Below are 12,233 nucleotides of genomic sequence, written 5' to 3'. Positions count from 1 at the left end.
CCGTCACGCAGCCGGATGAACTCGTTGACCGCGTAGAACATCCCGTTACGCTCGACGACCTCCCGGTCGTGGGCGTAGTAGATGCCCGGGAGCGGGATGTTCTCCTTGGCGATGTAGTGCCAGACGTCCAGCTCGGTCCAGTTGGACAGCGGGAAGACCCGGATCGACTCGCCCGGGTGATGCCGGCCGTTGTAGAGCGCCCACAACTCGGGCCGCTGGTTCTTCGGATCCCACTGGCCGAACTCGTCACGGAAGCTGAACATCCGCTCCTTGGCGCGAGCCTTCTCCTCGTCACGGCGGGCACCGCCGAAGAGAGCGTCGAACCGGTACTTCTCCACCGCGGCGAGCAGCACCGGCGTCTGGATCCGGTTACGGGTACCGTCCGGCAACTCCCGGACCAGGCCGGTGTCGATCGCCTCCTGCACACTGGCCACCACCAGGTTCAGGCCGAGCGAGGCGACGCGGCGGTCCCGGTACTCCAGGACCTCCGGGAAGTTGTGCCCGGTGTCGACGTGCATGACCGGGAACGGGATACGCGCCGGCGCGAACGCCTTCTCCGCGAGGCGCAGCATCACGATCGAATCTTTACCGCCGGAGAAGAGCAGCACAGGGCGCTCGAACTCGGCCATGACCTCACGCATGACGAAGATGCTCTCCGCTTCGAGCAGATCGAGGTGGGACTGCCGCCGTATCACCGCACCTCCTCCGGGTACTGGACGGCATCGGGCGACGGCGCCGTGGAGGTGCCGTGCAATTCGCGCCGGACCACGAAACTCAGCGCGGCAGCGACGATCAGCATCGCGGCGATGATGGTGAGCGCGCGGGGCAGTCCGTAGCTGTCGGCCAGGAATCCGATCGTCGGCGGAGCCAGCAGGATGCCGCCGTAGCCCAGCGTCGAGGCGATCGCGATGCCGTTCGGGCCGCCGGTCGAACCGGCCAGAGCCAGCGCGCTGGGGAAGATGTTCGACAGGCCGAGCCCGGTCACGACCAGGCCCACGAAGACCAGCCAGATCACCGGTGACAGGGCCATCAGCAGAGCGCCGCACGCCGCGACCAGACCGCCGCCGACCACGACCACGACATGACCGAAGCGCTCCAGCAGGCGTACGCCGACGATCCGGCCGATGGTCAGCGTCCCCGCCACGGTCGCGTACCCGGCGCCGGCGACCGCGGAGTTGTGGCCCAGATCGGTCTCGATATGCAGGGGCACCCAGTTGTCCATGGCCCCTTGGCTGTACGCGGCACACAGCGCCACCACCGAGGCCAGGCCGACGATCACACCGAAACGCCGGCCGCCGCGGAGTGACACCCCGCCGTGATCCGGTCGCTTCGCCCGGGGCAGTGGCGCCGCCATCAGCATCCGCCCCGCCCATGCCGTGGCGATCAGGCTGATCGGCATCGCGACCAGCATGTGTGCCAACGGGGAGAGACGGATCGCCAGCACCGCTCCGAGCCCGGCGCCGATCAGACTGCCGACGCTGTTCGCCGCGTGCAGACCGGACATGATCGGCCGTTTGATCGCCGCGATCAAGTCGACGGCCACACTGTTGACGGCGACGTCGATGGCCCCGTACCCGATCCCGAATATCAACAGGGTCAGGCCGAGAGTCAGTGGCGAATGGGTGAGCGTCGGAGGGACCACGGCCAGCGATAGCAGCACCGCCGACGCGATGGTCACCTGCCGGCTCCCCCACAGCCGGCACATGGTGCCGGTGACCATCATCGTGACGACCGCGGCGCCCGAGATGCCGAGCAGCGCCAAGCCCAGGGAGCCGGGCGACGCCTGTACCTGTTCCTTGATCGCGGGGATCCGCACCGACCAGCCGGCGAACAGGAAACCGCCGATGCCGAAGAAGAGAGTCGCCGCGACGCGCAGCCGGGCGAGCTGCTCTGGCGCGGGTGGCGACGTGTTGCTCATGCTGGGCTCCCGTCGTGCAGGTACCGATCCGTGAACGGGTTGGCGAATCTGCCGACCGGGTCGTACTCGCGAACCAGAGATCGGAAATCGTCGAAGCGCGGGTACAGCGACCGGACCCGGTCCGGCGACATCTCGGTGAGTTTGGCCCAGTGCGGGCGCGCGGCGAACGGAGCCAGGCACTCCTCGACCAGCCGGATCGCCTCGCGAACCGGACGCTCGTCAGGAATCCAGGTGAAGTGGATCGTCACGGTATCCGTGCCGTACGCCGGGCTGAGCCACAGATCGTCGGCCGCCACCGTGCGAACCTCGCAGATCTGCAGCACCGGGTGGACGGCCTCGGCGATACCGGCGATCGCCCGCAACGCCGGAACCGCGTGCGCGGCCGGGACAGCGTACTCCGATTGCAGTTCCTCGCCCGAGCTTGGTGTGCACTCGGGGCGGAAGTGGGACAGCCGGGTGTGCCAGCGGCCCGGGATGCCACGCTGAGTGGTACAGGCGGCCGCCGAATTGGTGATCACCGGGTGCACGTCACGGGTGGCCGGTTGGGCGGTGAACCACGGCTCCCTGACGATCTTCGGCTCCGGCTCGTCGGTCCGGGCGATCACCCACACCTGGGTGAAGACCTGTTCCGCCCAGTCGGTGAACAGGCAGACGCTGTACGCGCAGGACACCAGTTCGCGAAAATTGTCCAGAGCGGCCGCGACCGGCAGATCGAGATGGACGGTCTGCGCCACCTCGTACGCCGGCTCCACGTCCAGCGTCACGGCGGTGACCACACCCAGCGCCCCGAGGCTCACCGGAACTCCGGGGAAACCCGGATCGCCGCGTCCGATCGTCCGTACGTCGCCATCGGCCATCACCAGGTCGAGCCGCCGCACCGATCCAGGAAGCGTGGTGTTGCGCACGCCGGAGCCGTGGGTGCCGGTGGCGCAGGCCCCGGCGACCGAGATGTGCGGCAGCGACGCCAGATTCGCCAGTGCGAACCCGGCGGCGTCCAACTCGGCCGCCAGTTCGGCATAACGGACCTGACCGGCGACCGTGACCGTGGAAGCGACCGGGTCGATCGTGATCGCCGGCGGCATGTTCTCCAGCGACACCAGGTCAGCGGTCGTGTCGGCGACGTCGCTGAACGAGTGACGGGTGCCGAGCGCCCGGATCCGGGAACTGCCGGCGACCGTCGCGCGCAGATCCTCCAGGGTCGACGGCCGATGCACCCGCCGAGCTCGGAACGTCACGTTGCCCGCCCAGTTGAGCAGCTCAGACGACACGGATGATCACCCCCTCCAGCTCGTCGAGGTGAACCGCGGTGAGCCGAACCGGGACGCGCTCACGGTCCGCCGAGGTGGACAGTTCCAGCATTCCGGCGCCCTCGCCGAAGCCCAGAACGATCGGCCGGTCGGCGAAGTTCAACGCGATGATCAATTCCTCGCCGGCCGTGCGGCGCCGGTAAACGTAGGTGTCGCGGGGTGAGCGCAGCGACTCGTAGTCACCGAACCGCAGCGCCTCGGACGCGTGCCGGTAGCCGATCAGCCGCCGGTAGAGGTTCAGCATCGAGCCGGGATCGTGGTCTTGGACGCGGACGTTGGCGGTGGCGATGTCCCGGCCGAACGGCAGCCACGGCGTGCCGGTGGTGAAGCCGGTCCCGGTCGGTTCCCACTGCATGGGTACGCGCTGCCCGTCCCGCCCGTCGACGTCGAACACCACCGGCGGCGCGGAGTCCGCCATGCCGATCTCCTCGCCGTAGTAGACGCACGGCAGGCCACGCAGCGTGAACTGCATCAGCGCGGCGACCCGGGCCTGGGCCGGCCCGTACCGGCTCACCGTCCGCGAGATGTCGTGGGTGGCGAGCGCGTAGGTCGGCAGCGCGTCCGGCCGGGCCAGCGCGGACATGCCGTCGACGGTGGTCCGGAACGCCGCCGCGTCCCACGGCTGTTCCCAGAAGGCGATGTGGAAGACGGTGTGCATGCCGTCCGCGCCGAAGTACTCCACGAGCCGGCTGTCGTCGCTGATCGGCACCTCCCCCAGCAGCAGCCCGTCGCCGTAGCCGTCGAGGACCCGGCGTAGCTCGCGCAGCAGATCGTGGCTTTCCGGCCGGTCGATGTTGAACTGCCGCAGCTCGGGGTGGCTGTGATGACGGCGGAAGGCGGCGAGCGGGCCCGGATTGTCGCGCAACAGACTGTCCTTGATCAGTCGATGCGCGACGTCGATGCGGAACCCGTCGACGCCCAGCTCCAGCCAGAACCGCCAGACGTCCTCGATCGCGGCCCGGACCCGCGGGTTGCGCAGGTTCAGGTCGGGCTGCTGCGGAGTGAAACTGTGCAGGTAGTACTGGCCGGTGGTGGGGTCGAGAGTCCACGCCGCACCGCAGCGCTCGAAGGAGCTGAGCCAGTTGTTGGGCGGCCCGCCGTCACGGCCGTCGGCCCAGATGTACCAGTCCCGTTTCGGGTTCGTCCGGTCGGAGCGCGACTCGGCGAACCATGGGTGCTGGTCGGAGGTGTGGTTCATGACGAGGTCGACGATCAGTCGCATTCCCCGCTGGTGCACCTCGTCGACCAGTTTGCCGAAGTCGGCCAGGTCGCCGTAGACGGGGTCGACGGCCCGGTAGTCGCTGATGTCGTAACCGAAGTCCGCCTGCGGTGACGGGTAGAAGGGCGACAGCCACACCGCGTCGATACCCAGTGACCTCGACGTCCCGTTGTTGAGGTGGTCCAGGTGGTCGATGATGCCGGGCAGGTCGCCGATGCCGTCGCCGTCGGAATCGGCGAAGCTGCGCGGATAGATCTGATAGATGACAGCGCTGCGCCACCACTGTTCGGTGTCCATGTCGCCCTCCTCTCGTTAGATGTCCACGCCGGACATGTCCGGGTAACGATCACCCGCCGCGGCGCCCATCGGTGCGACGCTGTCCAGCAGCCGCAGTTCGTCCTCGGTCAGGGTGAGGTCGGCGGCGGCCACGTTCTCCTCCAGCCGGGCCACCGTCTTGGTGCCGGGGATCGGCACGATGTCACGGCCCTGTGCCAGCACCCAGGCCAGCGCCAGCTGCGCGACCGTGATCCCCCGGCGGTTGGCCAGCTCCCGCACCCGGTCCACCAGCTCGACGTTCGCGCGCAGGTTGTCGCCGCCGAAGCGGGGCAGCGTGCTGCGGAAGTCGTCGTCCGGGAAACGGGTGTCCGCGTCGATACGGCCGTTGAGCAGACCTCTTCCCAGCGGCGCGTAGGCGATGAACCCGATCCCCAGCTCCCGCAACGTATGCAGCAACCCCGCCTGCGGATCGCGGGAGACCAGGGAGAATTCGGTTTGAACAGCCGTCACCGGGTGTACGGCGTGAGCCCGGCGCACGGTCTGCTCCGACGCCTCCGACACGGCCAGGTAACGAACCTTGCCCTCCTTCACCAGTTCGGCCATGGCTCCCCAGGTCTCCTCGATCGGGGTGCTCCGGTCCACCCGGTGCTGGCAGTAGATGTCGATGGTGTCGACACCGAGCCTCCGCAGCGAGCCCTCGCACGCCTGGCGGACGTACGCGGGGGTTCCGTCCACTCGCACCACCCGGCCGGTCTCGTCCTTGACGTTGCCGAACTTGGTAGCGATGAGGACCTGCTCGCGCCGGTCGCGCACGGCCCGGCCGATCAGCTCCTCATTGAGGTAGGGACCGTACATGTCGGCCGTGTCCAGCAGGTTCACGCCCAGGTCGAGGGCGCGGTGGATGGTACGGGTCGACTCGGCGTCGTCGCCGGGCCCGTAGAACTGCGACATCCCCATGCAGCCCAGGCCGATGTCGAAACTGGCCGGGCCGTTCTTTCCGAGCTGGCGCATCAACGTTCTCCCTCGTCGGACAGCGCGGTGATCAGCCGGCCCCACTCCAGCAGATGCCGGTCGGGCAGGTACCGCTCATGGACCCGCCGGCGGGCGCCGGCGCCGAGACGTTCGGCGAGCGCCGGGTCGCCGAGGACCCGGGCGATCGGCTCGGCCGCGCCGGTGGGCTGCGCCGGGTCGAGCAGGATGCCGGACTCGTCCGGAACCACCTGCACGCGCAGACCGCCGACGGCGTTGGCGAGCAGCGGCCGCGACTTCCACATCGCCTCGGTCGCGGTCAGTCCGAACCCCTCGGCCAGACTCTTCTGTACGACGACCGTGGCGTGTTGTTGCAGAGCGTTCACCACCAGGGCGTTTTCCCGGGGGTCGGCCATGGGCAGGCAGAGCAGCTGCACCCGGGATCGGATCGACGGCGGTAACCGCGACCACACACCGCGGCACTCCTCGAAGATCTCCTCCGCCTCCGGATCGTCGGAGACGCCGGTGACCTCGGAACCAGCAAGGGTCAGCCAGGTGCCCGGCACGTCAGCCGCCGCGAACGACCGCAGCACCCCCACCATGTCCTTGAGCCGGTCCCAGCGTGAAACCTGAACCACCATCGGAACGTCGGCCGCGGGCGGCTCGCCGTCGCGAACCGCGATCACCGGGTGCCGCACCTCGACCTGCCCGCTGCCCGCGCCGGCCAGGGCACCGGCCGCTTGCAGGACGGCGACGGCGGTGGCGGGGCTCAGGTCCACGTTCTTCGGCGAACACGGGTCGATCGATGGGGCGATGACGTACGGGTTCGGCGCCCAGTCCGGCACGTGCGGCTCGATCAGGAATACCGACGCGTCGGCCTTCTCCACGTACGGACGGAGGAACGACCAGCCCCGGGCGGTGTGCTCGTTCGGGGTGTCGCAGCCGGTGTGCGCCCGATACACCACCCGCGCCCCGAGGTTCGCGGCGGCCGGGATGAGGCCGGCCGGCTGCGCCTCGTGGACGATCACGATGTCACCGGGGCGGACGAACTCGGCCAGGTTGTCGGCGTTGGCTCGCAGCACCTGCCGGTAGTGCTCCTGTTCGGCCTCACCGGTGGGACCCCCGTCACCGGCCGAGCCGTAGACCAGGGTGCACAGCCGTTTGGTGATGGTGAAGAACGGCGCGTCGCCGTCGATCACCAGCCACCGCACCGGGATGCCGAGGGCTTGGGCCAGCGGCACCAGGGAGTGCAGCAGTTCCGCCACACCACCTCCGGCGGAAGTGGAGTTGATGTTCCAGACGGTTCGCCCGGCCAGGGTTCCGGCCAGGCGCTCGGCGCCCGAGCGCAGCGCGAGGCTGCGCTCGGGACCGAGAACCCGCTGGTACGCCGCGATGTCGGCGGCGCGCACAGCGACCTCATGCATCGGCGGGATCCTCCAGGCTCGCCATGGGCTTGGCCAGCGGCTCGAAGCCCTCGGTGATCCAGACACCGGTCCAGAACTCCGGGTCGGACGGCAGGACCAGCTCGATCAGTGACGGCCCGGCGTGCTCGAGCGCGGAGGTCAGCGCCTGCCGGAAGTCGCTGAGCCGGCCGGCCGTCGACTCGTTGTCCAGCCAGTTGGTCAGTTCCACCCGCCGCGACTGCAGGCCGAGGACGGCGGCGGTCTCGCTGTAACGCATGCCGGCGGCGTTGTCGAGGTAGTCGTGGAAGCCGGCGTCCAGCAGCGTCTGCCCGCGGGATTGTTTGCGCAGGGACACACTTCCGCCGTTGTTGCAGACGACGAACGTGACGGGGACGTTGTCCTGCACCGCGGCCACCAGGCCCTGGATGCCGTTGGTCAGGCCCTGGTCACCGAGAGTGCAGATGACACGGACACCGTTTTCGCCGGCGGCCAGACCGGTCGCCGTGGCGGTGCCGCCGCCGACGAAGCCACCATGGTCGCCGAACACCCGCACACCGGAAGGAAGCAAGTCGTACACCTCGGCGAGCAGGCCACCGAACATCTGGCTGTCGTCGACCAGCGCGACCGGGCGGTCCTGTTCTGCGGCCACCGCCGTCAGTGCATCGGCGAGTCCCTCCCGTACGGTCTGTGCGGCCTTCGGCACCGGGTGGCGCGGCGGAGTCGGCTCGCGAACCAGGTCCTCGTACCAGCGCGGGGCGCCGTTGCGGTCGCCGAGGGCCGCGGCCAGCCCGCGCAGCGAACCCACCACATCGCCGTCGACCAGAACGTCCTCCGCGTCGAGGTACCCGTTCTTACGGACCGCCGACGCCTTCGAGGTCACCGCGATCTTCGGCCCGGGAGGCAGCTCGCCGATGACCCGCGGGTACATGTTGCGGTCCTCGACGGTGACGATCAGGTCGGTGGCCTCCATGATCGCGCGGTGGTTCGGGTCGTTGGGGTCGTACCAGCCGACGAAGCCGGGCACCTCGGCCGCACTGACACGTTCGAAGATCATCGGACCGCGGCGGTACTTGACCTGGAGTACCGCGCTGCCGGTCGCCCGGCTGAACGCGGCCAGCGCCGCCCGTACATCCGGGTGTTTGAGGGCGTAGTCGTCGACCAGCGTGACCGGCCGGGCAGCACCGGCCAGCCGGCCGGCCGCCTCCCGCACCGCGTCGCGGTCGACCGGGCGGGACGCGTTGCCCGCCCGCAGCGGCAGATCCTCCAGCGGCACCCAGCAGCTTTCCGCCACATCCTGCGGCACACCGATCAGCACCGGCCCGAACGGTGCCTGCCGGACGGCCAGATCCGCCTGCCGCAGCGCATCGACCAGCACCGCCACCGCACCGGCCCGCTCGGCCGGTGAGTCCTCCGGCGGCACCGCCTCGAGCTCGAACGCGGCCTTGGCGAACTCACCGCACGCCTCGATCAGCCGCGGCTCGCCGTGCGGCGGCAAGAACGGCGCGGACCCGGTCGACGGCATGCCGACCAGCACCAGCGTGCCGATCTCGTTACGGCGGGCCGCGCCGACCGCGCCGAGCGCGTTGGTCAGGCCCCGCGCCGCGTGCACGATCGCCGAACCCCGGCCCGGCCGCAGCAGGCTCGCGCCGGCCGCCTGGAAGACGCTCTCCCGGTCCCCGCGGCCGTTGCGCAACAACCCGAGCCGGGCGGTCGCGTCACAGAGCGCCAGCTCCGAGGTGCCGGCGTAGGTGAAGGCGACCTTGATGCCGAACCGGTGCATGACCAGCGCGATCGCCTCCGCGCCGGTGAGCATCACTCGCTGGACGCCGCTGGTGGCCTGCTCGACCGCGTAGCGGATGGAATCCGGCGAGCAGCCCAGGACGTTGGCGACGGCGTCGACGAACGCGGCCTTGCCGCGTTCGGCGATCAGCCCCAGCGTCAGGCCGCGCGGTGCGCCGGTCGGGTGGTACAGCAGCTCACGGAGGAAGTCTTCGACGGTGGTTCCGCTGCGCGCGGCCCGCACCTCCGACGGATAGAGCCCGAAGTCGATCAGTGCCTCATCGTGCAAACCCTCCGGCACCACCTCGAACTCGATCTCGGTGGCGTTGTCGGCGTGCAACTCGTCGAAGACCGGCCCATCATCCTGGGCCAGCGTGATCCGCAGCCGATAACGGCCCGGCTGCTCGGGTACGCGAGCCCGCACCAGCACACTGGTCGCCGACTCCGGCGGGAGCGACCGCGGGAGAGCTGACTTGATGTCCTGGGTGTCGGCCGGCTCGCCGTCGGCGCCGTACCAGCGGTAGACCACCCGGACCGGCTGCGGCGGAGCCGGGGTGAGCAGACCGGTTCCGGTGTTCTGCACCCGGCAGGTGAAGGTCAGCAGGCTCTTGGCCTCGACCTGCTCGAAGATCGGCTCCTCCGGCGTGACACTGATCCGGCACTCGTCCTCGGTGAGGTGGTCGCCGACCGCCCACAGCTGCCGAGGTCGCTTGCCGAGCTGGTCGAACAGCTCCCGTTGGCCCTGCTCGTGGGCGCGTGTGTGGTTCGACCGGAAACCGTGGCGAGCGCCTTCCGCCAGCGTTTGCGGGACGATCGCCAGCGAGTAGACCTCCCGCGCCGGCAGGTCGATCACGCTGGTGACCCGCCACTCGGCCCGGTCGACGACGACCACCGCCGCGGTCTCGACCGACGAGTCGAGGTAGCGGTGCGGGCTGATGCCGACGAAGAGATGCGTATCGGTGACGGCCAGGCCACGCGGCCATCCGGGCAGCGGCAGCCGCCTCGTGGGCTGCCGGGTGGCGTCGGGCAGTTCGACCAGCTCACCGGCCGCCGAGTCACAGACCAGCCACACCCCGTTCTCGTAGTACGGGTGGTGGGGCGCCCGGAATCCGGTGAGCAGCGGTTCGCCCGTGTCGAGCGCGACCACCCGCCCGGTGTCCGGTTTGCCGTTCTCGTCCCAGCCACGCCGGCGCAGGAACGGGCCGAAGCCGGACACCACGATCCGGTCCCCGTACTTCGCGACACTGTTGAGGTGCCAGCTGTCCGGCTCGCCCGGCGCCCGCCACCGCCACAGCACCTCGCCGTCACGGGCGATCGACTGCACCTCGTTCTGCGTGGTGGCCACCACCAGCACCTGACCGTTGACGCAGAGGATGTCGTGCGGCGTGGACACCTCGTCGAGCCGGTGATAGCGACGAACCCCGGCATTGTCGTAGGCGACCAGTTCGGCGGGGCTGCCCTCGGCGCTCCACAGGCAGCGGTACAGCAGCGAGCCGTCGGCACACATGCCGGTGCTGGAGACGTGGTCGACCGCCTCCACGGTCTCCCCGACGGCGAACAGGCCGCCGCCGATCGTGTGATGGGCGTCGAAGCACGAGGCCAGAAGAACGTGTCCCTGTGGTAGCAGGTTCTTCGTTCCAGGCCAGTTGTCGTACGAGTGTCCGGTCACGACTTCTCCTCACTCCCCATGACGTTCGGGTTCCGTGCCTGCCGAGCCGCGATGACGCGTTCCGCGACCAGGCCCGGGTTGTCCTCGGTGAGCACGTCGATGTGCTCACCGTCATACGCGTTGGCGGGTGTGTGCCCGACCAGGCAGGCCAGGCCCTTGCCGCGCTGCCGGGCGAAGACCGCCTCCGCTTCGATCAGCAGCCGGCGATCGCCGGTCAGGTCGACCACCACATCGAATCCGCCGAATGCGAGCACCGCGTCGCGGACGGCCGGCCGCGGATCCACCGTGGCCGGATGCGCCACGTGCGCCCCTTCGGCGGACAGACCGGCCGCGATCTTCTTCGCGTCCGCGCCGGCGCCGACGACCAGGCACACCAGGTGGGCCAGCCGGCCGGGCGCCGTCCGCAGCAGCGGCTTGAGCCGCATCATCGGCCAGTACTCGTCGGCTATGCCCTGCGCCTCGGTGAGGCTGGTGTAGCCGCCCGCCGTGTCGGCTGCCCGGATCACCGCGCGGGTCTGTTCGAAGTGCTCGGCGCAGATCGCCGCCTGGGTCGCGTCGGTGCCGCTGGTCACCGCACCGATGCCGGGCAGCAGCAGCCCCCGCGGCAGGTCGCGGCGCGGGCCGTGACGGCGGGCCTGCTCGTCGGCGTACCGGTTGAAGAGCTCGGTGTATCGCTCGCGGAACCGCGCGATCGCCGCACGCACACCATCGGGATGCAGTTCGCCGGGTTTCAGCACCAGGGGCCGGTAGCCGACCGTGACCAGAGAGTCCGGGCAGCCCGGCCCCGCGTCGGTATGTGCCGGCCCACGCACCGACGACGCGAACGCGACAGCCTCGGCGCCGGTGTCGGTACGCAACACGACTCCCTGCCCGTCCTCACGGAGTGCGCCCCGAATGACCGGCAACAGCTCCGACAGCAGATCGTCGGCGTTCTCCCGGCTCAACGGCTGGACGGCCGGACCACCCATGTCGCCGGGACGACCGCACCGCGCCGCGTCGAGAGCGCGCCGGGCCCGGTGGACCGCTTCGAGGGAGTTGTGGTAACACTGTTCGCTGGTCTCGGCCCAGGTGAAGATGCCGTGGTGGGCCAGCAGCACGAACCGGCAGCGCGGTTGTGCGGCGATGCGTTCGGCCAGCTCCTGAGCGACACCCATGTCGAACTGCCGGTAGTCGAACCAGATCGCCTCGTCGCCGAACTCGGCTGCCGCACGTTCCTTGCCGTCGGGGATGCTGGTCAGTGCGATGACCGCATCGGGATGACAGTGGTCGACGTGGGTCGCCGGGATGAAGGCGTGGGTCAGGGTCTCGATGCCGGGCGGCTTCTGCTCACCGGTCACCGCCGCGGCGGCGATCCGGTCCAGCATCGTACGGTCGTCGAGCGGCTCCAGGTGCCGCAGTTCGAGTAGTCGGTCGAGGTAGAGGGCCGGGAAGTCGTCCTCGGTGGTGGCAGCGCCGTCGCAGCCCCACGAGCTCATCCAGAGCACCGGTTCGTCACCGATCCGGCCCTTGGCGGAGAAATTGCCGCCGCCGGCGCGGGTCAGCCGCAGGTCTCCTCCGACCAGATGCGACCGGTGCAGAACGCGTTCGCGGGGTGTGTCGGCGTGCGGTGGAAAGTCCTCAGGCGCGGTCGAAAGTTTGAGCAGATCAGACATGTCACCGTTTCCAGCCAGGGGGTATCGCCGGCGGAGACGGG

8 protein-coding genes are annotated in these 12,233 nt (G+C 69.8%); all 8 read right to left on the bottom strand.

Features of this window, described 5'->3' with window-relative positions:
- Nucleotides 1-641: sulfate adenylyltransferase subunit CysD (cysD, locus tag J5X75_RS31100; protein WP_238490168.1), on the bottom strand; the 641-nt coding region annotated here is incomplete at its 3' end.
- A gap of 50 nt (nt 642-691) precedes the next feature.
- Nucleotides 692-1,918, bottom strand: coding sequence for an MFS transporter (locus J5X75_RS31095; protein WP_208471106.1), 1,227 nt, complete (start codon nt 1,916-1,918; stop codon nt 692-694).
- Complete coding sequence (locus tag J5X75_RS31090; RefSeq protein ID WP_307798363.1) at nt 1,915-3,186, bottom strand: D-arabinono-1,4-lactone oxidase; 1,272 nt, start codon at nt 3,184-3,186, stop codon at nt 1,915-1,917. Before J5X75_RS31090 ends, J5X75_RS31095 begins: the two co-directional genes overlap by 4 nt.
- Nucleotides 3,176-4,741: an alpha-amylase family glycosyl hydrolase gene (locus J5X75_RS31085; protein ID WP_208471105.1), complete on the bottom strand. Its 1,566-nt coding sequence runs from the start codon at nt 4,739-4,741 to the stop codon at nt 3,176-3,178. The genes J5X75_RS31090 and J5X75_RS31085 overlap by 11 nt, the downstream gene beginning before the upstream one ends.
- A gap of 15 nt (nt 4,742-4,756) precedes the next feature.
- A complete protein-coding gene (locus tag J5X75_RS31080) occupies nt 4,757-5,731 on the bottom strand; it encodes an aldo/keto reductase (RefSeq protein ID WP_208471104.1) in 975 nt (324 codons plus the stop codon).
- Nucleotides 5,731-7,113 (bottom strand): glycosyltransferase, encoded by a 1,383-nt coding sequence (locus J5X75_RS31075; protein ID WP_208471103.1) that lies wholly within the window; start codon nt 7,111-7,113, stop codon nt 5,731-5,733. Before J5X75_RS31075 ends, J5X75_RS31080 begins: the two co-directional genes overlap by 1 nt.
- Nucleotides 7,106-10,540 carry a DUF4915 domain-containing protein gene (locus J5X75_RS31070; RefSeq protein ID WP_208471102.1) on the bottom strand — a complete coding sequence of 1,145 codons (3,435 nt, stop codon included), beginning with the start codon at nt 10,538-10,540 and terminating at the stop codon, nt 7,106-7,108. Before J5X75_RS31070 ends, J5X75_RS31075 begins: the two co-directional genes overlap by 8 nt.
- Nucleotides 10,537-12,192 (bottom strand): class II aldolase/adducin family protein, encoded by a 1,656-nt coding sequence (locus J5X75_RS31065; RefSeq protein WP_208471101.1) that lies wholly within the window; start codon nt 12,190-12,192, stop codon nt 10,537-10,539. Before J5X75_RS31065 ends, J5X75_RS31070 begins: the two co-directional genes overlap by 4 nt.
- Between the last annotated feature and the right edge of the window lie 41 nt (nt 12,193-12,233).

The sequence above is a fragment of the Actinoplanes flavus genome (assembly GCF_017592555.1).
In the GTDB taxonomy this organism is placed as follows: domain Bacteria; phylum Actinomycetota; class Actinomycetes; order Mycobacteriales; family Micromonosporaceae; genus Actinoplanes; species Actinoplanes flavus.
The sequence above is the reverse complement of the archived record's forward strand: the minus strand, read 5'-3'. Positions and strand labels throughout refer to the sequence as shown.